Origin of the sequence: Agarivorans gilvus (assembly GCF_001420915.1) — a bacterium.
In the GTDB taxonomy this organism is placed as follows: Bacteria; Pseudomonadota; Gammaproteobacteria; order Enterobacterales; family Celerinatantimonadaceae; genus Agarivorans; species Agarivorans gilvus.
In genome coordinates this window covers 3,894,188-3,918,258 of record NZ_CP013021.1, presented here as the reverse complement: position 1 = coordinate 3,918,258, position 24,071 = coordinate 3,894,188, and the positions used below count along the sequence as shown (strand labels likewise).

General features: G+C 47.0%; 20 protein-coding genes. 9 read left to right on the top strand and 11 right to left on the bottom strand.

Annotated elements, in window-relative coordinates:
- Positions 1 to 51: 51 nt before the first annotated feature.
- Positions 52 to 1,776 carry a bifunctional protein-serine/threonine kinase/phosphatase gene (locus AR383_RS18640; RefSeq protein ID WP_055734493.1) on the bottom strand — a complete coding sequence of 575 codons (1,725 nt, stop codon included), beginning with the start codon at positions 1,774 to 1,776 and terminating at the stop codon, positions 52 to 54.
- 9 nt (positions 1,777 to 1,785) lie between these two features.
- The gene (locus AR383_RS18635; RefSeq protein WP_055734492.1) at positions 1,786 to 2,643 is read right to left on the bottom strand and encodes a formate/nitrite transporter family protein; all 858 of its coding nucleotides are present in this window, start codon (positions 2,641 to 2,643) and stop codon (positions 1,786 to 1,788) included.
- 504 nt (positions 2,644 to 3,147) lie between these two features.
- Between AR383_RS18635 and AR383_RS18630 the strand changes: the two genes are divergently transcribed.
- Complete coding sequence (locus tag AR383_RS18630) at positions 3,148 to 4,878, top strand: sulfotransferase family protein (protein ID WP_055734491.1); 1,731 nt, start codon at positions 3,148 to 3,150, stop codon at positions 4,876 to 4,878.
- A 416-nt stretch (positions 4,879 to 5,294) separates the two neighbouring features.
- Positions 5,295 to 6,572, top strand: coding sequence for an antiviral reverse transcriptase Drt2 (gene drt2 / locus AR383_RS18625; RefSeq protein WP_055734490.1), 1,278 nt, complete (start codon positions 5,295 to 5,297; stop codon positions 6,570 to 6,572).
- 54 nt (positions 6,573 to 6,626) lie between these two features.
- Here drt2 and AR383_RS18620 read toward each other — a convergent pair whose 3' ends face one another.
- Together AR383_RS18620 and AR383_RS18615 are read right to left on the bottom strand one after the other, a co-directional pair.
- Positions 6,627 to 6,920: a hypothetical protein gene (locus AR383_RS18620; RefSeq protein WP_055734489.1), complete on the bottom strand. Its 294-nt coding sequence runs from the start codon at positions 6,918 to 6,920 to the stop codon at positions 6,627 to 6,629.
- Between the two features lie 18 nt (positions 6,921 to 6,938).
- Entirely contained in the window at positions 6,939 to 7,502 is a 564-nt protein-coding gene (locus tag AR383_RS18615) for a phosphoribosyltransferase (protein ID WP_055734488.1), read from the bottom strand.
- Positions 7,503 to 7,599: 97 nt separating this feature from the next.
- Here AR383_RS18615 and AR383_RS18610 point away from each other — a divergent pair, with 97 nt between their 5' ends.
- Positions 7,600 to 8,220, top strand: coding sequence for a phosphoribosyltransferase (locus tag AR383_RS18610; RefSeq protein ID WP_229711141.1), 621 nt, complete (start codon positions 7,600 to 7,602; stop codon positions 8,218 to 8,220).
- Between the two features lie 16 nt (positions 8,221 to 8,236).
- Here AR383_RS18610 and AR383_RS18605 read toward each other — a convergent pair whose 3' ends face one another.
- A complete protein-coding gene (locus AR383_RS18605; protein ID WP_055735093.1) occupies positions 8,237 to 9,961 on the bottom strand; it encodes a DNA repair helicase RadD in 1,725 nt (574 codons plus the stop codon).
- 98 nt (positions 9,962 to 10,059) lie between these two features.
- Here AR383_RS18605 and AR383_RS18600 point away from each other — a divergent pair, with 98 nt between their 5' ends.
- Both AR383_RS18600 and malE read left to right on the top strand, forming a co-directional pair.
- A complete protein-coding gene (locus AR383_RS18600; protein ID WP_055734487.1) occupies positions 10,060 to 10,338 on the top strand; it encodes a hypothetical protein in 279 nt (92 codons plus the stop codon).
- A gap of 848 nt (positions 10,339 to 11,186) precedes the next feature.
- Positions 11,187 to 12,368 (top strand): maltose/maltodextrin ABC transporter substrate-binding protein MalE, encoded by a 1,182-nt coding sequence (gene malE / locus AR383_RS18595; protein ID WP_055734486.1) that lies wholly within the window; start codon positions 11,187 to 11,189, stop codon positions 12,366 to 12,368.
- A 19-nt stretch (positions 12,369 to 12,387) separates the two neighbouring features.
- Here the strand turns inward: malE and AR383_RS18590 are convergent, their stop codons facing one another.
- From AR383_RS18590 to AR383_RS18580, 3 genes are all read right to left on the bottom strand, one after another.
- Positions 12,388 to 13,857, bottom strand: coding sequence for a nucleoside hydrolase (locus AR383_RS18590; RefSeq protein WP_055734485.1), 1,470 nt, complete (start codon positions 13,855 to 13,857; stop codon positions 12,388 to 12,390).
- 7 nt (positions 13,858 to 13,864) lie between these two features.
- On the bottom strand, positions 13,865 to 15,232 hold the full coding sequence (locus AR383_RS18585) for a sensor domain-containing diguanylate cyclase (RefSeq protein WP_157051792.1): 1,368 nt from the start codon (positions 15,230 to 15,232) through the stop codon (positions 13,865 to 13,867).
- Between the two features lie 96 nt (positions 15,233 to 15,328).
- Positions 15,329 to 15,844 (bottom strand): hypothetical protein, encoded by a 516-nt coding sequence (locus AR383_RS18580; protein ID WP_055734483.1) that lies wholly within the window; start codon positions 15,842 to 15,844, stop codon positions 15,329 to 15,331.
- 289 nt (positions 15,845 to 16,133) lie between these two features.
- On the opposite strand from AR383_RS18580, the gene AR383_RS18575 reads away from it, so the two are divergent.
- From AR383_RS18575 to AR383_RS18560, 4 genes are all read left to right on the top strand, one after another.
- Positions 16,134 to 16,871: a response regulator transcription factor gene (locus tag AR383_RS18575; protein ID WP_083481686.1), complete on the top strand. Its 738-nt coding sequence runs from the start codon at positions 16,134 to 16,136 to the stop codon at positions 16,869 to 16,871.
- Complete coding sequence (locus AR383_RS18570; RefSeq protein WP_055734482.1) at positions 16,868 to 18,175, top strand: sensor histidine kinase; 1,308 nt, start codon at positions 16,868 to 16,870, stop codon at positions 18,173 to 18,175. The genes AR383_RS18575 and AR383_RS18570 overlap by 4 nt, the downstream gene beginning before the upstream one ends.
- A gap of 172 nt (positions 18,176 to 18,347) precedes the next feature.
- The gene (locus AR383_RS18565; protein WP_055734481.1) at positions 18,348 to 18,977 is read left to right on the top strand and encodes a 3'-5' exonuclease; all 630 of its coding nucleotides are present in this window, start codon (positions 18,348 to 18,350) and stop codon (positions 18,975 to 18,977) included.
- 73 nt (positions 18,978 to 19,050) lie between these two features.
- Positions 19,051 to 19,356 (top strand): RNA recognition motif domain-containing protein, encoded by a 306-nt coding sequence (locus tag AR383_RS18560; protein WP_055734480.1) that lies wholly within the window; start codon positions 19,051 to 19,053, stop codon positions 19,354 to 19,356.
- 101 nt (positions 19,357 to 19,457) lie between these two features.
- Here AR383_RS18560 and AR383_RS18555 read toward each other — a convergent pair whose 3' ends face one another.
- Genes AR383_RS18555 through AR383_RS18545 form a run of 3 tightly spaced genes read right to left on the bottom strand, consistent with a single transcriptional unit; the run spans position 19,458 to position 23,907 of the window.
- Entirely contained in the window at positions 19,458 to 19,760 is a 303-nt protein-coding gene (locus tag AR383_RS18555; protein WP_055734479.1) for a hypothetical protein, read from the bottom strand.
- Positions 19,760 to 22,873 carry an efflux RND transporter permease subunit gene (locus tag AR383_RS18550; RefSeq protein WP_055734478.1) on the bottom strand — a complete coding sequence of 1,038 codons (3,114 nt, stop codon included), beginning with the start codon at positions 22,871 to 22,873 and terminating at the stop codon, positions 19,760 to 19,762. Before AR383_RS18550 ends, AR383_RS18555 begins: the two co-directional genes overlap by 1 nt.
- On the bottom strand, positions 22,873 to 23,907 hold the full coding sequence (locus tag AR383_RS18545; protein WP_055734477.1) for an efflux RND transporter periplasmic adaptor subunit: 1,035 nt from the start codon (positions 23,905 to 23,907) through the stop codon (positions 22,873 to 22,875). The genes AR383_RS18550 and AR383_RS18545 overlap by 1 nt, the downstream gene beginning before the upstream one ends.
- Positions 23,908 to 24,071 lie beyond the last annotated feature (164 nt).

The following is a 24,071-nucleotide window of genomic DNA, read 5'->3' as shown; positions in this document are numbered from 1 at the left end:
TTCTTGAATAACGATCTTGATTAAACAAAATGCAGCCCGTTAGCTTGGCGCTTAACGAACCAATAAAAAAATCACGACGCCTGCGAGTATCGCGGAAATGCCCTGCCACAGCGCCACTGGGTTACGCTCTGCCAGCGGTGCTCTAGTTTTGTTAATAAAGGCCTGGTTGGGCTTGCGCAGATCCACCAAAAACTCACTAATTTGCGAATAACGCTTTTGCGGATTGGGGTGTAGGGCTTTTTCTAGGGCATCATCCACCCACACCGGAATTTCCCGCTCGCTATCAAGTACCGACTGATATACCAAACGCCGCTGAGCCGCTTCGGTTTTAGCTTTAGCCACGTTAGTTCCATAGGGGAAGCGCCCCGACAGCAGGTAGTAAGTAATCACCGCTAACGAAAACAACTCGGCGCGCACGCTGCCGCCGTAACCTAAAAACAACTCTGGCGCAGAGTACAAGGCGGTGCCTAATAAAGACGATTGAGTATGGTCCTGTACTTGCTCGGCCAAACCAGCCGCCCATACCGAACCAAAATCAATGATCTTCACGGTGCCATGTTTATCAATCATGATGTTGTCGGGCTTTAGATCTTGATGCAGCATGTCCATGCGATGAAAGGCGCGTAAGCCCTTGGCAATTTGCTCGACTATCTCCCTCACCTTAGCCAAATCGGGCTTAGGATTGTCGGTGATCCACTGCTGCAGGGTTTGCCCTTCTAGATATTCAAACACCGTATATAAAAAGTGTCGCTGGCGCGGCTCGGCGCTAGCCTTTAATACATGGGCGCTGTTAATTCGCCGAGCCATCCACTCCTCGGTAAAAAAGCGCTCTAAGTACTCTTCATCACCGCGTAGATCTACCGAAGGGGTTTTTAGAATCACCTGCTGACCACTGTGCTGATCTTCAGCTAAGAAGACATGACTACGGGCGCTGTGATGAATGGGGCGAATAATCTTATAAGAATCCATTTCCATTCTGGCCTGCAGCTCTGGGGGAAATGACAAGGCAGCCACTTGCTCTTTTAGGCTGTTATCCGCGCTTTGCGGCACTTGCTCTAGGCGAATAATCTGCAAGCTTAAGTTATCGTCACTGCCCGCTAAATAAGCCGTGGCAACAATGTCTTCGGCAGCCTTAGTGAGATCATGGTGGTTGGAAATGAGGGTGTGCTGTACTTGCTCGGCGTCGATGTATTCGTATACCCCATCGCTACACAGCAGAAAAATATCGCCTTGCTCAATGGCTAAGCATCGGTAGTCAAATTCACAATGCGGCTCAATGCCCAGAGCGCGGCTCAAGTAACTTTGTTGCTCGCTGCCCCAAACACAGTGATCGTTAGTCAGTTGCTCTAAACCCTGCTGGTTTAAGCGATAAATGCGAGTATCACCCACATGAAATAAATGCGCCAGATTGCCCTTAATCACCAAGGCACTCAGGGTACAAACGTAGCCTTTATTTTTGTCGTAATAGTAGGGGCTTTGTTGAGATTGGCTATAGAGCCAGCTATTGGTGGCCTGCAGCACGCGAGTGGCGGCATGCTGTACTGTCCAAGTTTCGGAGGTGCAATAATAATCATCTAGAAAACTGTTAACGGCGGTTTCGCTGGCAATTTGACTCACTTCGCTACTGCTAATGCCGTCGGCGATCACCGCAGCAAAACCCTTATGTTGTAGCTGAGCCCCGCTTGGAGTAAATGCGCCGTAGCAGTCCTGATTAAGGGGCTTGCGCCCCTTATCAGAACATTGGCCAATCGATACACGCAGTTGGCTAGTGGTCATAGGCAAAGCTTAAGCGTTAGCCGGTGCTGATTTGCTTGGCGCTTCTACCGCAGCCGAAGCCACTTTGCGCTTGGGCGCAGTCTTCACGTGGGTGGTATACAAGGTTAAACCGGTGAAGGCTAAACCGCCCACTAAGTTACCCAAAGCAGTTGGAATTTCATTCCATAGGAAGTAATCAGAGATAGAGAACTCACCACCCATGATTAGGCCGAATGGGAACAAGAACATGTTAACAACTGAGTGTTCAAAGCCCATGAAGAAGAACAAGAAGATCGGCATCCACATGGCAATCACTTTGCCGCTTACGGTGGTTGAGATCATCGCACCTACCACACCCATAGACACCATCCAGTTACATAACATGCCGCGAATGAAGATGGTTAACCAGCCGCCTAGACCGTGCTCGGCATAACCCACTGTGCGCGCTTCACCAATGCTAGCTGCTTTGGCGCCAACGGCACCGGCATCCACGTTGAAACCATAGGTAAAGATGAAGGCCATCATAAAGGCCACTGTTAAGGCGCCACCGAAGTTACCTAAGAACACTAAACCCCAGTTTCTTAATATTCCTCGTACATCTACCCCAGGCCGCTTATCTAATAGCGCCAATGGAGCCAATACAAACACCCCAGTTAATAGATCAAAACCCATTAGATAGAGCATACAAAAACCCACTGGGAATAAGATGGCGCCCAGCAGGAATACCCCGGTTTTCACCGCGATGGTAATCGCAAAAATAGCGGCTAGAGCCAAAATAGCGCCAGCCATAAAAGCGCGAATAACCGTATCGCGAGTAGACATAAAAATTTTCGATTCACCGGCGTCAACCATTTTGGTGGCAAACTCGGCAGGTGCTAAATAAGACATAATATTTCCCTATATTGCTTAATCATAAATAAAAACTGTGGTCTGGCGGATTCATCTAATATAAATACAGATGAAAGCACCGCTACCAAGCAACACCCGATTAGCTGCTGACTTGGTCTTCCCCTGACCTCAGTAAGTAGATAGCAAGGGCTGCGCCAACAACACAAAATGGCAACATAAAAAATCAAAGCGATAACTTTAATACCTACAAAGAGGTAATTTTTCCTGCAAATTAATCAACATTCACTAATAGCTTGCACATTTATAGTTGCTAATTGCACCAATACAGAACAGAAAAATGAGAGCTAGCTCACTTAAGTTAGAGCTGAACAAATTTATTCACGCTTACATGTTTGCGATTAAAATTTCACCAGCAATAGCCCACCCAGTTAACGATTTTTTATGAAACAAAGCGCCAGCGCATATTTTGGTAAGCTTTAACAAGACAGCCTGTACAGTTTCAGTAAAGTAAGTGCTAATTAGCTCAGTAAACAGGATCGCAGCATGAAGCCGGAACAGCGGCAGCGCATTATGGAGAAAGCCGTTAAAGCCTTGCAGGCAGGTAAATTCAGTCAGGCTTTTTCCACTATAAACAAAATTAATCAGCTTAAGTCGCAGCAAAATTTTCAAAGTTTAGAGCTGGCGGCTTACAGTTTGTTTCAACAGCAAAAATTTGAGCGAGCCCGCGACGCTTACCAGCAGGCGCTAGCCCTTTGCGACAATCTTCAGCAACGAAATAACTGTTATAAAAACATAGGCTTAGCCGAACAACAGCTGGGTCTACTACAAGCCGCCATCGCTTCTTTTGAGCAATGTTTTACCTTGATTGATGGAGCCGACAATGCCGATATAGCCAGCCCCTTAGGAGAATGTTATTTGGCCGAGGGGCGCTTCCAACAGTTAAGCGAGCTTTGCGCCAAAATGCGCCATTGGCCCGGCCAACTGGCCAAAGCCCTAGCTCTAGAGATCTCCGCCGCCAAGCTACAAAACCAGCGCCAACAAACCTTAGATGGAATTGAAGCGCTGCTGCAACACAGCGCCTTAATTGAAGAGTGGCAAGTGGCCTTTGCCATCGACACCCTAATGTTCATTCGAGAACACCAGCGCGCCGAACAGCTATTACAACAAGCCGCTATCGACTACCCCAATAAGAGTTGGATAGTCTACTACCGAGCCGAGCTAGCCTTGCGCCAGAAACATCCCGAACAATGCATTGAATTACTTAGCGATGAGCTAATTAACCAGCTTGATTTTATGCGCAAAAAAGCGGCCTATAAGCTACGCGCCGATGCAAAAGACCTTCTGCAAGATTACTCAGCAGCCTTTAACGATTACTCGGCCATGGCCGCGCTAAATCATCAACGCGCCCAAATGCAAAGCCACCAAGATTTAGTCGCCCCTTATCAAAAACTCGATTTGAACTTTATTAAGCAGCAGCCTCCTTTAGCGCAAAACGATGCCGAGCCAGAGCCGGTATTTATGATGGGCTTTAATCGCTCGGGCACCACCTTGTTAGAGAATATTCTAGATACCCAACAACGAGTGATAGCTTTAAGTGAAACCCGCTCACTGTATTCAGTAGGCGAGGCGATGAGCCAACAACTGAATAAACGCTACCCCGAAGACTTGGCCACACTTAGCCCCAGCGAGCGCCAATTATTGCGCCAAGGCTACTACGACTACATCATGGAGTTGGGCTTTGAGCTGAAGCCCGACAGCGTCATTGTTGACAAGTTTCCGCTGTATACGGTAGAGCTGCCGTTGATTTTAAGCCTATTTCCTAAAGCCAAAATCATCTTTTGCCTGCGCCACCCAGCCGATGTGTGTTTGAGTAATTTCCAACAAAACTCGGCCAATAACCAACAACAGGCTAAGTTGAACCGCCTAGCCGATTGCTTTAGCTACTACCAACAAGTGTTCACGCTATTTCAGCGCTATCAGCAGCAATTGGATTTAAATATTCACTATGTGCGTTATGAAGATTTGGTGGAAGACTTGGAGCCTCAGGCCGAGGCTTTATTTGAGTTTCTCAACTTGTCGGTGTGTGAAGATTACCGCCAGTTTAATCAGCACGCTCAGCAGAAGATTGTGATGTCGGCATCAAGCAACCAAGTGGTGGAAGAAATCTACCAGCACTCGCGCTATAAATGGCTGAACTACCAAACGCAGCTTCAGCCCCATTTAGCTAAAGTCGCCCAGTTCGTCGAACAGTTTGCTTATCCACCTTTAAGCTAGCACTCAATGCCTTGGTTGATAAATAAGAGATATGTTTGAGGCGTACGAGTGACGGCAGTACAGAAGTAAAAGCAATCAAATAATAAGCGATATTGAAACAATAAAAATTAACCCGTATGATATCGATGCTTTTGTTAACAAATCATAATTTGTTGAACAAAAGGAACGTTACAAGTTGTCAAGCACAATCAGCAAGCCAATAAGGCAGGCCGACCAACAAGACGACTGGACATGATGGAATAGGGTCTTCACAGATACCTCCACGGTTATAGTAATAGTATAATCCATTTCTAACATTACGCGGCTAAGAGTCTTATGACTCATGGATGGTTGTTTAAACAACTTGGTTAAGCCGAGGTAAGGCGTATTGAATTGCCGCAGTTCTAAGTCTGCCTCGGTTTTGCTAGAGCATCAGGATGACAACAAAAATACCAGAGTGGTATCGCCGTCGCGGATATTTACATTTCGACCTACCTATTGCCTATAAAAATGCATATAAGTTAGTAACTAACCCCGCCTTAGTATTGACACATGCATTTTTCCCGCTAATTAATTACTCTGTAATTTCAAAAAAAATCAACCGCGATAAAAATACAAAAAAAATTGATTATGCCACCAAAGAGCGACCTATAGCTTATTCTTCACATGTCGACAGCCATATCTATGCATACTACGCTTCCCTACTTAGTGAACTATATGAACAACGACTAAGGTCTAGCGGATTAGATAAAAATGTACTGGCTTTCAGAGGGTTAGGAAAAAGTAATATTGATTTTGCTTTTGAAGCATTTCAACAGATCAAAGCCATGGGTGAATGCAGTGCCGTTGCATTAGACTTTTCTAAGTTCTTTGATACTCTCGATCATGCATTACTTAAAAAAAGTTGGGCAGACCTACTAGGTGAATCTAAATTACCGCCAGATCATTTCAATGTATTCAGATCATTAACTAAATTTTCAAAAGTAGATAAATTTAAGCTATATCAGGAATTCTCTATTTCCACTAACAACCCAAAAAATGGAAGGTTTAGGGTGTGTTCTGCCCGAGATTTTCGTGAAAGGGTTAGAAAGAAAAACTTAATTATTACAAACCCTCATCCATATGGTATTCCCCAAGGATCTCCAATAAGTGCTTTACTATCAAATATCTATATGTTTAATTTCGATCTTGAAATGAAAAAATATATGAATATTCATGGTGGGAAATACTATAGATATTGCGATGATATGCTCTTTATTGTTCCAACCCCACTTCGCGATAAAGTTGCTGGCTATGCAAGGCAAGAAGTTGATAAGCTTAAAGTTTCTATTAATCCTAATAAAACAGAATTAAGAACTTTCTATTTTAAAGACGGAGTCCTTAATTCTGATCGTATGCTCCAATACTTGGGGTTTATGTTTGATGGTGAAGACACATACATTCGTTCCGCATCATTAGCTCGCTACTCAGAGAAAATGAAAAAGGGTATACGTTTAGCCAAAAAAACCATGAAGAAGTATAATTCCATCCGAGCCTCTAAAGGGCTTCCCAAACGCAACTTATATAAGAGAAAATTGTATAGTCGCTATACTCATTTAGGCGGTAGAAACTTCATTACCTATGGTTTAAGAGCCGCAAAAACCATGCAAAGTAAAACAATTAAGAGACAGCTAAAACCATTGTGGCGAAGATTTAACGATGAACTAGAGAAATAGGTATCTCTACCTCTTTAAAATCTAAGAATCACCCATGAAGTCGACCAAAGTGACTTATTTTTGCTGGCGCTGAATACTGGGAATGTTTAACCACTCTTCGTCGTATTCTTTTAAGGCCTTTTTACGCCGCTCTCGCTCGGCAATAGTTTCACCAAACACCTGCATGTGGGCTTGTTCCATCAAGGCTTGAGCGCGTGCTCGCTCAACTATGCCTAACAACTCAGCGGCTTGCATAAAACCTTCTAGCCGCCCCTTTTGTAAATCACCGCCTTTGCCCCGCTTCACTTCATCAAAATAGGACAAAAACTTCTCATAACAAGTTTGGGAAAATTCGGCTTGGCTAAGCATGCTACCTCTCAAATCGTTTTACAGGTGGGCTTTTAAAATCTGATATAACTCGGGACGATGCTCGGCAATTTCCTCGGGGCTTAGGCCCTCTAAAGAATGCGGATACTTTAACCATTGCTTGGTTTCGTGCAGGTAATAATCGGGCACCCGCTCGGTGAGATTGCGCTCGGGCTTGTAATACGGCACCGCTACGCGAATATCTTCCGGAGTATTTAGACGGGCCAAGCGTCTCAACTCGCTAATAATCGCTTCAATGGAACGGCCGGTATCAAATACATCGTCAACAATCAGCAACTTATCATGATGCTGTACATGCTTAACCAAATAGCTCAAGCCATGCACTTTAATCTGCTTAGACTGCTGATCAATGGCCGCCGCATAAGAGGAAGTACGAATCGCAATGTTGTCGGTGGTCACCCCGTGAAAAGCCAAATACTCTTGCACCGCAATACCAATGGGCGCTCCGCCTCGCCACACCGCAATGGTGAAAGTGGGCTTAAAATCGCTGTCTAATACTTGTTTGGCTAAGCGGAACGAATCTTCAAGTAGGGACTGTCCGCTTAAATATAATTTTTCGCTCATCTTCAGTGATTACCAATAATCGTTGCTGACCTAGTGCTCAAGGTTATAGTATAAAATCACAATCGTGAAATTGTTTTGTAAAGAGTAGGCCTTCAATATGCCAAGTAAAGATGCTGCAGTAAAAAATCCCCCCCATAGCATGAATAAGCGCTACCTCGATGAAGAAAAGCTGATCGAAGATGCCTTTCGCCTTGGCGTCAGCATCTATGAAAGTGGCTTTCGCCCCACTTTCATCGTCGGCCTTTGGCGCGGCGGCAGCGCGGTGGGCATTTACGTGCAAGAGTGCCTACAAACTCTTGGTGTGAATACCGACCACATCTCGCTGCGTACCTCTTATCAGGGGCAAAGCAGCTATCAAAACATTCTTAATGCACCCGAGGAGATCCGCGTACATGGGATTCAATATTTATTGGAAAACCTGAATGTGGATGACAGCTTGCTGATTGTGGACGACGTGTTTAGCAGCGGCCATAACATTCAAGCGGTAATAAATCGCCTTAGCAGCAAGCTCAAACGCAACATGCCAAGTCAGGTGAAGGTAGCCACCTTGTGGGAGCGCCCTAGCTTCAACCAAACTGACATTAGCCCCGATTTTTGTTTGCACCAAACCGACGACTGGCTGGTCTTTCCTTATGAGTTAACCGGTTTGAGCTTGGAGGAAATCCAGCAACATAAAAGCTTTGTGGCGCCACTACTTAAACCCGAGCTACTCAAATAGTCCCGCAAACTGCACACTAATATTGCTGATGGGCCTTACGATAAGGCCCTTGATAATCAAAGATCCGGTGCTCAATTTTCCAATAATGTTTGTTCTTTTTGGCGATAACAAAATCAGGATGCACCATGTTATTTAGCTGCTGTAAGGCCTGCTCTGCGGTATTGGGCAAATTGGCTGGGCCGCTGATGCGTCGAGTAAAATGCTGATTAAAGGCTTGCCGCGCCTTGGCATAAGCGAAATTAAACTGCTCTTTTAGTTCGGCACCATCTTCATCGTGGTAAATCACGCTCAGTTGCTGCTCTTGAGCACTAAACGACATGCCACTGCAACGTAATACCATGCGATCCTTTAGCTGTAAGGCTTCTTTCAATAACTTATCTGGGTCACTTAGCTGACAGCCACAGCTTTGGCATTGACGCGCGGCAATGTCGTTTTCTCCGTTGCACTGCGGGCATTGCTTGTATTGATAACGATAATCACATTGCTGTAGCTGGCCGGGATTATCATCGATTGGCACCAAGCCCTGACAACGGCGGCCGTAGTGCTCAATTAACTCGCCATCTTTATCGCAGACTCCCCAGAACATATTGGCAAAACCACATTTTGGGCAGCTAACCTGCACCAAAGCGCTGTTGGGGTTGGGTTTTACTTCGCCGATTTCTGGTTGGTATAAGTCGTAGTTATTGCCCGCGTAGTCAATGATTAAGCAATCGCTTTTTCCCTCATATAAACGCAAACCACGCCCAGCAATTTGTTGATATAAACTCACCGAGGCGGTGCGCCGCAAAATCGCAATGAGATCCACATGGGGCGCATCAAAGCCGGTGGTGAGTACCGATACATTCACCAAAAACTTAAGCTGCTGCCGTTTAAACTGCTCCACCCATTGGTCGCGCAGCTTATTGGCGGTGTCGCCAGTGAGTAGCGCGGTTTGCTGAGCCGGTAGGTAACTGGCAATCTCCTGGGCATGTTTTACCGAGGCGGCAAAAATCATCACCCCACGGCGCTGCTCGGCCAACTGCAATAATTGCTGGCAAATGGCCTGAGTGACCCTAGGGCAACGTGCTAAAAACTGATCTAGCTGAGCTTCGCTGTAGCTGGCTGGCAACTCATCAAACTGATAACGCGCTGCGGGGGCATCCACTAGCAGCGGCTGGGTTAAATAGCCCTTGCTAATTAGGTAGCGCAGCGGCAGTTCATAAATACACTTTTTGAAAAAAGCATCGGCTTGGCCACGCACATAGCCATGATAGTGCTGCTGGTAAATCCAGCCCTTATCCAAACGATAAGGCGTGGCGGTTAAACCCAACACTTTAAGCTGAGGGTTATGCGTTTTTAGATGCTGAATAATGCGTTGATATTGACTGTCGCTGTCGTCAGCCACCCGGTGGCATTCGTCTATCACCAGCAAAGAATAATAGCCATTAAACTGCTCAAGGTTGCGACTTAAGGACTGCACGCTGGCAAAAGTGACCGCATGCTCGGTTTGCTTTTTGCCCAAGCCTGCGGCGTAAATTCCCGCGCTAAAACCATAGTCTTTAAACTTCTGATGATTCTGCTCCACCAACTCTTTAACGTGGGCCAATACCAAAATGGGGTAACGCGCTAAGCGGGCTAACTCGGCAATTACAATGCTTTTACCGGCCCCAGTAGGTAGCACCAGCACCGCCGCATCATCGCTGCCACGAAAGTGAGTTAAAACAGCATCTACCGATGCCTGCTGATAGTCTCGCAAGCGCAAAATAAAAGGCACCCATAAGCAATAAATTGACTGGCCATTATGCCATATCAATAAATAGGAAACAGGCCGCTGTTAGGCTTAGTTAAACAGGTGAGAAAATGAATAGCGAACAACAACTACAGGACAAAATCCAAAGCTTTAAGCGAATAGAAGAGGCACTGCTTTACTTTGAAATCGATTTTGATTCGAGCTTCATCGAGCAATATCGACAAGCCTTAACTAAACGCTTTTATGGCAACCTATTAATCGCTAAACCCAGTGATTGGTTTGCGGCTAGGCGCGCCCTAAAAAATGCCTATTGCAAGGTACAGCGCAGCCGCCTCGACCCAACAACCCGCTCAGCCTGCAGGGGCTGCACCAGCTGCGAGCGCCGCTAAGCTAGGTATTACTTAAGTTGATTAAACAGAACGGTGACCAGAAAATCGGAACACTATCAACTTTTGCTCATAAAAAATTAAACCGAAATAGTATATCTTTTTGCAACTTAAGTTTTCGCTAAAAAGGCGTGACCTGAATTAAGATTATTTTGAGCGTTTCATTATATTTTTTTCTAGGGCGACATAAGCTAAAACGAATACCAATGAGCTAATCAGGCAATACGGCAAAACATCTTCGTAATTGGTATCTCCTGATATAAGAGCCACAACTAGAACAGGAAGGTACAGACCAAATAAAAAGCTAAAAAATGTGCATACAAGATATCTCATCCATTTTTTCATTTTACTTCATCACCCTGTATCCACGACGAGTTAAGGTCATTTTGCTTCGTCTAGCCTCTTGTTGTAATTTTATGGATAGTTGAGTAGGACAATTAGAAAGCAAGCCAAAGTCATTTTCACCAGCAGCGCTAAAGCGTAAAGGCCTTCACTACACACCATGAAATTTGACCAAATAACCCTGAAACAACCTATATCGCATTTGAGAATTTGGGTAGGTTCGTAACAAGAATCATCACTTAAACAAACCGCATATGACTAAAAGGCAACATTCTTATCTGTTTAACCACGCCGCCTTAAATGACAACAAAGCCAATTAAACTAAGCATAAAGAAAAATGAGCAAATCATACCCGAACCTTGATAGCATTATCACTAAAGAAGAGTTTCACTCACTTCCACTACCTAAGGCGCCCTTAATTGTGACCAAGCGCCAGCCTCTAGATTCTATAACTTGCAAAAGCTTCGGGAATTTTCCAATCTAGCCCGGTAAGTTATTGGGAACGCAAGATGACATTTTGGAAGTATTCGTTATTCGCTGGCTTAATCATAAGCAGCAACTGTTGGGCCCTTAGTACTCCCGACTCCACCCCAGGCCTCACTCTATGGACCGGCAAAAGCTACCCTCAGATGCAACAAATTGCTGAGCAGTTTGAGCAAGATACCGGTGTGAGCGTAATGGTAAAACAACCCACCGATATCACCGGTAATTTTGAGATCCAAGCACGGAATGGTGAAGGACCAGACATTATATTTTGGCCGCATGATCGTATCGGCGATTGGGCTACCGCCGGGCTACTGCGAGAACTTAAGCCCAGTCAAGCGCTGCTAGATTCGGCCGAACCCTATGCTTGGGATGCGGTGAAAGTAGCAGGAAAGGTCTATGGCTACCCGATCTCCGTGGAAGCGGTAAGCCTCATCTACAACAAAGCGCTGATTCAGCAACCACCACACTCCTTCGAAGAGTTATTTGAATTAGATAAGCGCCTCCAGCAACAACACAATACCAAGGCAATACTGTGGGATTACAACAACAGTTATTACACTTGGCCCTTGTTTGCCGCAGGTGGCGCTTACATTTTTGCCAAAGACCAACAGCAGCATTACAACATTAAAGATACCGGGGTGAATCACTCCAGCGCCTTGTATGCGGCGAAACTCGTTAAGAAAATGCTCGACCAAAACTTAATGCCGGATAATGCCGACTACTCCATCATGGACGTGCAGTTTAGAAAGGGCCAAGTCGCCATGGTCATTAACGGCCCTTGGTACTGGGATGAACTAGAAAGTGTCGGCATGGATTTTGGCGTAGCCCCCTTACCCACGGTAAACGGCAAACCTGCCAAAGCCTTTGTTGGGGTATGGAGCGCGGTGGTTAACAGCGCCACCACTCAGGGGGATTTAGTGGATGAGTTTTTAAACTACTACCTGATGAAGCTAGACAACCAGCGCTTACTGTTTTCCAGTGGCGATTTGGGCGCAATGGCCAACCTTCAGTTAAAAGAAGAACTGGCTAACGACCCCAGAGTCACCGCCGTTTATGCCAGCGCCGCCCAAGGAAAACCGATGCCCAACGCCCCTGCCATGGGTAAATTCTGGGCCGCCATGGCCACCAGCTTAAGCAACATAACCACTGGCCGACAAACGGCTGAACAAGCCTTAAACGCCGCCGCTCAGCGGATTACTCGTTAAAGAACAAAACTCGCGCAGCTTATACAATGCTGCGCGATAACCCCATTTGCCGCCCTTCTTCCATTTCCCATTGCACTCCGTAAGGGTCAATCCAGTAGAAGAAGGTAATAGGGAAACCATCAAGTTTATTCGGATGGTAGTCATTACTGGTATTTATCATGGTCACACCGGGTTGTTTCTTAAGGTAGTTAAACACCTCGTTGCAATTGCTCACCTCCATCGCAATATGGCGCGGCCCACCTAAATCATAGGTCTTTGGCTGTGACGGCAATTGCTGCTTACCCTGCGGGTAATTATAATGCATCAATTCCAAATACAGCCCCGCTTGCGGATGATGTAAGAAACGCACATCCACATTAACCTTGCCATCACTTAGCCCCGCATCTAAAGCGAAGCTGCTCATGGTTACCCCTTGGTAATCCATCAGCTGGCCTTGATCATCTTTGGCCAGAACAAAACCTAAAGTCCTTTGATAAAACTCTGTGGCTTTGCTGATGTCATCAACAATAATATTAACGTGCGACATGCCTAATACAAAATGCTGCATGTCATGACTCTTTATGCGCTCTAGTAGTACGGCTTTACTCTGCTCGCTAATTGCCGTGCAATATTCAACACTGCGGCCACTATTCACCGTATCTGAACAAATCAAGTAGTCCTTGGTTTTCCCCTTTTCGGTATCGCTTGGCCCTTGTACTATTTCCACTTGCCAATGCTCGCTGCTAAACCACTGCTCATCTATGAGATAAGCGGCCGCAATCAGATCGAAGGGGTTAAAGCCTGAGGCGCCAAACACCACTTCCCACTCTAATAACCACGGTTCTGATTTTTCCGCCAAGTAGCGAGCCACGCTGCTGCCGTTTAGCATACCCAATAGGTCATGCTGAGTTAACCAAAAAGGCTGGCAAGCTTGATAAGGCACCAAGCAAATATCCAGTTGGCTATCGAGCAAGTATTTATAGGCCACTACGTCAGCCTCGAAATTTAAATCGCGAAATGGCTTGGGTTGATGGTGGCCTGAAATGAAATGCTGGTCGATGCTAGTGCGCCCTGCCAGCAATACCACTTTTTCAATGTTGCCCAGTAACTGCGGGTAATGTTTAGCCAACAATGCGATGTTAGTGGCGGCGCCAATGCCCAGTATCCATAGCGGCCCTGCAGCCAAGGCCTCAGCCATCGCGCTCACACCCTTAGGTAAAGCTTGGCCATCTTGTTGCTCGAAAGGCGTGCTCGCACCTTGGTTAACCACCACACTATTGGGGCCAAAACGCGCGATAAAATCTTTGGCGACTTGAGTAGAAACAGCAATATCGTTGGTATTTCCTAAAGTTGAGCTGATTCCCACTACATCTACTTCAACCGAACGCAGCAAGGCAGCAATGGCATAACCATCATCCACATCACAATAACTGACTAAGCTATTTTTACGTCCGAGGGTAATATCTGTATCTATCCACACTCGCTTCTGTTTGCGCATTTCACTCATCATTGTTTCCCTATGTGCTTGCTGGTGTCCATTCGGTTAATTCAATCGCGTTACGACCGGCCGCTTTCGCTCTATACAAGGCTTGGTCGGCGACTTCGTAGATTTGGTCAATACTGTTTAAGTGACGCAGATTTTCTGCGTTAACAAAGCCAATTCCTATTGACATGGTAACCACTTCAAAAGGCGCATTTTGTGGATGAGGTATTTCCAAGCCTTCCAGCTGCTGACACAATTGCACCGCTATTGGCTGAATGTCGTTAACTTGGTGAGTCTGCAATAACACCACAAACTCTTCGCCGCCTAAGCGAAACGCCTTATCGGTTTCACGTTTCATGGTTGATTGAATACACAAACCCACTCGCCGTAATACTTTGTCGCCTTCAGGGTGGCCCAGGCTATCGTTATAGGCTTTAAAGTTATCCAAATCGCAAATCAGAAACCCGACACATTGCTGAGCGCGTTTGGCCTGACTCACATAATCCTCAGAACAAGCATTAAAATAAAAGCGCGAGCCTAGCTGAGTTAAGGCATCCAGCTCAGAGCGCTGCTCAAGCTCAACCATTTGCCCTTGCGCCCGCTCTACCAAACTCTTAAAGCGGCGCGCCAATACACCTAGCTCATCATCTCGCTCTAATTCGCTGAGTTGAGAAACATCAATATCTTTTAGGTGGGCGCTCATATTGCCAGCCAAACGCTTGAGCGGACGCACTATCCACCAAGTAGCCCAAGCAATTAGAATCACCGAAAATAGAACAGCGGTAAGGGCTTCTTTGAATAACTGCCAACGAATATCGCGTTGTAGCTGGTAAAGATGCTGAGCATCAAAAAATAGATAAATGCTGCCCTGATGCCGGTTTCGTAAGGCGAGATGTAACACTAATTGCTGCTTATCTGGCAGCAATAGATAATCGTCTGGCGCTATATTAGGTAGCGGAAAAAGAGGGCCATACTGACGCTCGTGATTCATATCCATGTAAAAACGTAATAGCCGCTCTTGGGCACGCCCCATTAAAAAAGTGAGCTTCACTTTATCGGCGTCGTCGGCTAATAGACGCCGCTTAAACTGTTCAATCTTGGCTTCTTGCTGAGCAATATCCTGCTCTTGGTTATGGGTTTTCCATACCAATTCTGGTTTACGCAGGTAGGCAAAAGCAAAGGGGGTTGATGAAAAATCAGAGATAGCATCCACTGAAAAATAGATCAGCTTTTCTGCGGCGGCATAAAGTTTTAGCGAGGAGTCTAATTTTACGTTGGTATAATTTAAGCCCGCCGCTGAAGGAGAGACCAAATCAATAATAGCGTTGCTACTACTACGTGCATTGCTCACCGCATGGGTAATACCCGTTTCCCACTCACTACGATAACGGTTATAAGTCATAGTAAAAACCAGCCATAACACCAATATCAGGTGCGAAACAAACAACAACTGGCTGATTTTTAACTTGTTAACTGATTTAAACCAAGGCACTTAAGCTTAGTTATCCTTAAACAGCTCTATCACTGGCACACTACAGGTACCATTAATACAGATATCCTGATAAGCGGTATGGCAACGGGCGCAATATTCTGGCTCAAAAGTTGGATGCTGCGAGCTAATATCCTTCCCTTCGGTGTCATAGGTGCCGTAAATGGCTTCACCCGCCAGATGTTCAGTAACAAAAACCACTCCAGGGGTTTCATATACACCTACCACGGTCACACCGTCATCATAGGGGCCGTGACTGGCATATTGCTTTAATTTATCCGGGTGCACATAGGTGGTTAATTTGGTCCCTTTACCGTCATTAATCCAGTTATAGGCGGCCACCGCTTGTTGAATGAACAAAGGCGTGTCTTCTGGGAGCACGACATCTTTACCCGGCACCATACTCTCTCCCACCACTGGCCAACTTCGCCAATCTGCCGGATAGCTGGCGATAGACTCCGCTTGAGCCAATACACTTACTAAGTAAAAACACGGTAACAATGCCACTTTGCGCCAATAATTCATATACTTCCTTGTTATGACTTGCTTCGATTTAATGGCTACAGATATTAACGGCTAGCGCTTAACAAAACATCAACAATTAATAATATATGTTCAATTATTTGAAGCTATATTGCAGATTGGCTTAGCACTCACCAAGCCTTCAACTTAAGCCCTTCTATAAATCGCCGCTAATGATGTAATTTTTATATTTAAGTGACCAACATCAAGCTTTGATAAAAGCTCATTGCATCAACTAACGGGGTCTCTAAAATAAGCCAGCTAAAGAAACGCGCTACGTAGGGAAGCAAGTTTGCAAGCTATACGCCATAAACTGGTATTAATTGAAGATGATGCCCGCCAGCAACAACTGGTAGCCAGCTTCTTAAATAATGAAGGTTTTGAAGTCATCACCGCCGAGCGCGGCGATATGGCCACGCAATTGCTGGAGCAGCATCAACCCAGTGCCCTATTGCTTGATTTAATGCTGCCCGGCATGGACGGTATTCAAGTTTGTCAGAAAGTACGGTCGTTCTTCCATGGCCCCATCCTGATGCTCACTGCGCAAAATGATGATGCTACCGAAGTTTCGGCACTCAATATTGGTGTAGATGACTTTCTTAGCAAACCCTTACGCCCGCATGTACTGCTGGCGCGCCTACGCTCGGCGCTGCGACGCAGTGAAGGCGTGGTTCAGCCAAATACCCTGGCAAATCCACAAATTAAGCAACGGATTCGTTGTCAGGACCTCACTGCCGACCAAAGCCAGCGTTGTATCTGGCTAGGCGAGCAACAACTTGAGCTGACCGATGCCGAGTTCGACTTATTGTATTTTTTCATGGATAACGCCGGCCACGTGCTGCCCCGCGACCTACTCTTCCAAAAAATGCGAGGCATTGATTATGACGGCTTGGACCGCTCGTTGGATATGCGTGTTTCCACCATTAGAAAAAAGCTAAACGACAATACGCCCCCTACCGCTACATTAAATCGGTGCGTGGTAAGGGTTATCTGTTTGTGCAAAGTCTCTAGTTCGCTTAAGCCCTTGTGATCACCCTATTCCTTCGCTTATTTATTGCGTCGATTTCAGCGATTGCTCTGGCCGCCTTAAGCTATGGCCTGTTGGTGAGTGATCAAATTGAACGTATTGAGCGCGAACATGTTAGCAAAATAGCCTCACCACTCTACTATCTGCTGCAACGCGAGCTGGCACAAAATGATGGGCGCGAGCTAGAAGCGGTAATGCAAAGCCACCAAGGAGAATTTCCCTTCATCGCCCAGCAACTACCGCTTAGCCAGCTCTCAACCGAGCAGCAACAGAAACTCCGTACTCAACAGCCCTTGGTGGAACTACGCAGCACGCTATTTGGCGACGACGAAGTCACCCTCTATTACCCATGGTCAGAGCAACAAGTATTAACGCTTTATTTAGATGAAGAATTCCTCGATCACGGCAGTTGGCTGCTCTGGTACATGATAGGCGTAATGGCGGTGTGTTTAGCGCTAAGCCTATGGTGGTTCTCTTTTTCACTTTACCGCCAGACTCACCACTTGGCCAAAGTAACGCAGGCGATAGGCCAAGGTAACTTTGATGTCAGCGCCAACGAGCAAGCTCCGCTACCGCTAAACCACATGGCGCAAAGCCTAAATACCATGGCCGCTAAACTTAAGTCACTAATACAACAGCAAGATGCCATGAGCATTGCCGCCTCTCATGAGTTAAAAACCCCTATCAATAATCTGCGGTTTGCCCTAGATATGACGCGTTCCATTAAAGACATGGACAGCATGCGCCAGCATATTCAGGAGATGGACCAAGACTTAGACAGCCTCGAAGAACTCACCCATGAACTGATTAGTTTTTCACAATTGGGTAAGGCTCGTCAGTTGCAAAAACAAACCATAAGGCCGCTACCGTTGCTTAATAGCATTTGTGAACGCCTAGTTAAACTAAGCCCAAGGCTGAATATTGAAATAGAATGTGCCGCCCAGTTGAGCCTATCAGCGGATGAAAAACTGCTCCGCTGGGCACTGAATAATCTGATTGTTAACAGTCAAAAGTACGCTGAAAAACAAATCTTAATTCGGGCCTATTCCACCGATAAATCGGTGATTTTTGAAGTACACGACGATGGCATAGGTATTCCCGAAGCCTACCGAGAAAGCATATTTTTACCCTTTGCTCGAGTTGATGATAGCCGCAGCCGCCAAAGTGGTGGCCATGGTTTGGGCTTATCCATAGTTGAGCGCATCGCTCACAACCATGCTGGTAAGGTGAGCGTAGCCAGTAGTCCACTTGGCGGTGCGCTGTTTATATTAGCTCTACCAATCAGTACTTCAGCCTTTACAAGTTAAATATAAGCAGCCGCTGGCAGGGAAACGCGCCGTTAGTACTAGCCCTTTGTGGTAAGCCTAGCGGTTAGCGCTAACCCCAGCTTTGCGGGCTAAACCAACGGCTGGGCTAGAGCTTGCGTTTTGCTAAAGGAGCGCTACCATAGGGCTCTGTTAACTTACTAGCCTTAGTCATTTGTCCAAGCTTACTCCCGCCGATACTGTTGTGGTACTCGACTTTGAAACCAGTGGTTTATCTCCCAAACAAGGCGAACGCGCCATTGAGATTGGTGCAGTATTACTGGAAAACGGCCAGATTACCGGGCGCTTTCAAGAGCTGATGAACCCCGGTTTCGCCATTCCAGCTTTTATCGAATCTTATACCGGGATCAGCAACGCCATGCTGGCCGACGCACCACCTTGCGCCGAGGTAATGGAACGCTTTTATCAGTTTGTTGGCCCGCACAACATGGTGGCGCATAATGCCTCTTTCGACCGCAGTTTTTTAACTGCCGAATGGGCTTATATAGGCCGCCAAGCACAGGCTGAGTTTGCCTGTTCCATGTTGCTGTCGCGGCGCTTATTGCAAGATGCACCCAATCACAAGCTGGCCACCTTGGTAGCCCACCAACAGATAGATAACCAAGGGATCTTTCACCGCGCCTTAGCCGATGCCGAAATGACTGCGCAATTATGGTTATGTCTGCTTAAGCAATTGCAGCAGCAATTCAAGATTACTCAGCCTAGCTTTAAGTTAATGCAGCAACTGAGTAGTCAAAGTAAGGCAAATATCGTGAGCTTTTTACGCCGTTATAGTCAACAATAGTCACTTACCCATTCGCGAAATATTGACGCTTTAGAAACCGCGTCAATGACACGCTAGCCAGCTAGGAATTCCCATGAAATTATTGGTTCGTAATTTAAGTCGCAAGATCACTGAACAACAGCTATTGGCACTGTTTAACGACTATGGCGAAGTAGTTAGCTGTGACTTGGTATTGGACAAAGAGAACGGTCAGTCGAAGGGCTTTGGCTTTGTCACTTTTGCCGACACTGATGCTGCAGAAGCGGCGATTAAAGCCTTAAATGGCAGCAAACAATCAGGTAATAAAATACGCGTCAAGTCAGCCGAAGAGGACGCACCTACCGCCAGCCCTGAAGCAAGCGAGTCAATTTGGCCACAACCGTCTGAAGACGAATCCTAATAACTCTCTCATTAGGCGCAGCAGACTTAAGCTAGGTGTTTGGCAAACGATAGGCTCTAACTAGCAATAAGCCATTCTATTTGCTCCAACGCCGTAAAATACTAGCTCTGTTGCTCGCTAATAAAGCGTACCTGGCGCTGCGGCTTAGTCAAACTAATCCCCCGCTGCGCCAAGGCTTGTACGATTTGTTGGCTGATGGCTTGAGTTTCCCCAGCACCAATCGCGCTAGCTAAATGCTGCGGCTGACGATAAGCACAGATGAGCTGCAAGCTATCGGGAAAACGCTGGTAATTAACCTTATGGGAAATCCAAGCAAACTCGCTATTGGCTGCCTTTGCCGTTTCACATACCTCGGTTAGCGCCGCCACAATTGCCCGCTCACGTGGTTTATCCATCTTACGCATTAGGGCTCTGCTTTCTCCAATAAACTAGGCGCATCGAGTTGCTGTTTCAACTGCTCGGCGCGCGCTTCTGGCGAGCCACTCAAGCCTCCCAACAGGTTGTACAAACAAGGCACCACAAACAAGGTCACCAAACTGGCCAATAACATGCCGCTAAAAATCACTACACCAATGGCGAAGCGGGTTTCAGCGCCGGCACCTGTGGCGAGCAACATTGGCAAAGCGCCAAGAACGGTGGTTAGCGTGGTCATCACAATGGGCCGTAAACGATTGCCCGCCGCAGTTAAAATGGCTTGTTTTACCGGCAAGCCGCGATCGCGTAACTGGTTGGCAAACTCCACGATCAAAATACCGTTTTTGGTGGCCATACCGATTAACATCAACAGCCCTAACTGGCTGTAAATATTTAGCGTTTCACCGGTAATCAACAAGCCCAATAAGCCGCCCAACAAACCCAAAGGCACCGTTAACATTACAATTGCCGGGCTAATAAAGCTTTCAAACTGCGCCGCCAGTACCAAGTAACACACCAGTAAAGCGAGCGCAAACAACAGCCATAACTCACGTTGGTTGTCATAAAACTCCTTTGATTCTCCGGCGTAATCCACGGTATAACCGCTGGGCAGCATCTGCGCTGAGGCCTGATTCAAAAAACTTAGCGCCTCTCCTAGGCTGACTTGGTCACTAAGGTTAGCCTTCAGACTAATCGACTTTTTACGCTGATAATGAAACAAACCTCGGGCCGATGCTTCCTGCTTGGCGCTGACTAAGCTGTCTAAGGAAACCAAGTTTCCACTGTCACTGCGCAGGTAAACCTTGCTTAAATCACTGGGAGACTGAAATTGCTGCTCGTCGGCTTTTAAATACACATCGTATTCTTCGCCAAACTCTTCAAAACGGGTTTGGGCTCGCCCTCCTAGCAATACCTCAAGGGTACTGGCAATATCATTCACGCTAATGCCTAGCTCTCTGGCTGCTAAGCGGTTCACGCTTAACACTATTTCTGGCGTGGTGGGGTTATAGTCCAACTTCACGCCATGCATCAGCCCACTGGCATTGGCTTGCTGCTCTAGCTCTTGGGCGTAATGATACAGTTGCTGGTAATCATCACCTTGCAAGACAAACTGCACAGGCTCGCCAGCTCGCCCACCAAAGCTGGGCTGATAGGGATAAACCTTCACATCACTCACATCGTGTGCGGCTTGGCGGATCATCTCAACCACCTCAGCGGCGTTTTGCTCTCGCTCACTCCAATCTTTTAAGCGCACAATAAAGAAACCTTGGTGGTCGGCCCAACTACCAAAAGCCGGAGCCGAATAGTTGAGTGTTGCTATTGGGCCATCTTCTGCCATCATCGGCAATAGACGCTGCTCAATGGCCGCCATGCTTTCTAACATGCGCGGATAACTCGTCGCTTCCTCGCCGCCCACATACACATTCACCACGCCCCGATCTTCTTTTGGGGCAAAGGCGGTTTGCTGCTGTTGATAAGCCCACATCAGCGCCAGCAAACAAGCGCCAACAAATACTACAGCGCTTAACTTGTAGTCGATCATCTGATGCAACAACTGAGTATAGGCTTTCTCTAAACGAGTCATTGCTCGCCCTACTGAGCGGTTAAGCCAGGTGGTTTTAGTGGGATCTTTTTCAAACAGCTTGCCCGCCATCACCGGCGCTAGCGTAAGCGCCACCAAGGAAGAAAAAATCACCGCCGCTGACAAGAGCACCGCAAACTCGGCAAACAAGTCACCCATCTTCCCTTGCATAAACAACAGCGGAAGAAACACCATCACCAATACGATGGTGGTGGCAATAACCGCAAAATTCAGTTCTTTGGCACCACGAAATGCCGCCACTAGGGGAGGCTCACCAGCCGCGCGGTGGCGAATAATGTTTTCCACCACCACAATGGCATCGTCCACCACCAAACCAATCGCCAGAATTAAGGCCATCAAGGTGATTAAATTGATGCTATAGCCGAACCAATAAGCCGCCGAGAAAGCTGCAATCAGTGATACTGGCACGGTAATAGCCGGAATTAAGGTAGCGCTAATCCGCCCCAAAAATAAGTACAGTACCAGCACCACCAATACGGCACAAATTGCCAGTGTGGAATAGACCTCGCTAATGGCTTGGCGAATAAATACGGTGCTGTCGTAATCAACCGTCAAAGCAGCGCCCTCGGGCAAAAACCGCTGTAAACGCTCCAGTTCGGCGCTCACTGTATCGGCCACATCCAAGGGGTTGGCCTTAGACATGGCAACAATGCCCAAGCCCATGCTGTCTACGCCATTACTCTTAAACGTGGTGGTGTCTTTTTTCGCGCCAACATAAATATGCGCAATATCATCTAAGGTGACATGGTCGCCAGCCACGTTAGCAATTTGTAAGCGGGCAAAGTCCTCGGCCTGCTGGTACATCCGCGCCACTCTTACCACAATATTCAGGCTATCATTTCTGACATAGCCTGCGGGTAATTGCAGGTTTTCTTGATTTAGCGCGGTGAGCACGTCATTGGTGGTAAGCCCACGCCCCGCCATGGCGGTGGGGTCTAATTCGATGTACATCACCCGCTCAACCAAACCCGAAGTATTCACCGCACTTACGCCGGGTAGCAGGCTTAGGCGTTCAATTAAAATCCGCTCGGCAAAGTCACTCAACTCCACTCTATCTTGCATACTGGTAGTGAGGTTTAGCCACATGAATGGCGCTTCTTCGCTATCGCTTTTACGTACGATGGGCTCATCCACGTCGTCGGGCAGGCGGCCGCGTGCCCTGCTTACCGCATCGCGCACATCACTCACCGCCTCCAACATGTTGTGGCCTTGCTTGAAGGTAATGGTGATGCCCGACCAACCGTCCCAAGAAGAGGACCAAATGTAGTCTATGCCGTCGATGCCACTGAGTTCATCTTCTAAAGGTTTGGTAATTTGTGACTCAACGATGGACGAGGCGCTGCCGCGATACGGGGTACCTATCGACACCACTGGGCTTTCAATATCGGGCATTTCACGCACGGGCAGCTCAGTGTAAGCCACCAGACCAAATAACATCAGCAGCAGGCTTAATACTATCGCCGCCACCGGGCGATACATGGACAGATCAGATATTTTCATTAGTTAAGTACTTCAACCTCGATGCCGTCGTGAAGCTTAACCAAGCCCTTATACACCACCTGATCACCGGCGACTAAACCACTTAAAACCTCAACTTGCTCATCACCGCGCTGCCCCAAAAGCACTTCGACTTTATCTACTGTTTGCTGGTTTAAGCGGTAGGCATAACGGCGCTCACCATCGTAAGCGACCGCTTGCAAGGGCATTAACAAGTGCTCGCTAGAGGCTAGCGACAATTCACCGCTCATTAAGGTGCCGGGAGCCAGCAAGCCCTGCTGGTTATCTATAGACAGTTGCACAAACACATTTAAGGTTTCGCCGCGAACCCGACTATCGATGCTGCTCACCTTGGCTTCAAATACTCGTTGCTCGGCACCAGACTGGCGCAGTTGGGCGGTTTGCCCAAGTTGAATTTGTCCCAAATAGCGCGCCGCGACAGGCACATTTAAGCGTAGAGTGCTGGCATCGTCCAAGGTCATTAACACAGTATCAGAGTTAACCACTTGGCCGAGGCTTAAATCCACCAAACCAAGCTGGCCATCAAACGGCGCGCGTAAGGCTCGGTCTTGCAAGGCGGCTTCGGCAAGTGCTAGCTCTGCTTGTTGCATCGCCACCTGAGATTCATAGCGATCCACTTCGGCTTGGGTAGTCGCGCCCTTAGGCAGGAGTTGTAGTAAGTTTTGATGCTGGCGCTGAATATCACTTAAGCGGGCTTGCTCACGCATCAGCACCGCTCGTTGATGGCGATTATCGAGCTGAACCAACAACTGCCCTTGTTTAACTTGTTGCCCCGATTGAACAGCAATGTCGCTAATCCGCCCATCAACCTCCGGCTTTATCTCTACCGAACGCAAGGCAAACACATTGCCCAATAAATGCACCTGCTGATTAAGTACGCCCTCACTTAAACGCACAACCTCCACCGTTACAGGCGGGGTGCTTGAAGCCTTACTCTCTTCAGCCGCGTCATTCCGGTAAAACATCCAAGTAATAACCATAATGAGCGCCGCTACCAACAAACCAATGCGTCGCATACAGAGTCACCTACAAAAAACCGAAAGCAAACTGTAGCGCATGCGGCGCAGGCGGGTCTATGGTTAATTAGCGATAACCCTGATAAATCAAAAATAGTTAAAACTTAAAAACAACTTAGGCAAAAAAATTAGATTTTTTGCCTAAGATAGTCATTTTATTTAGC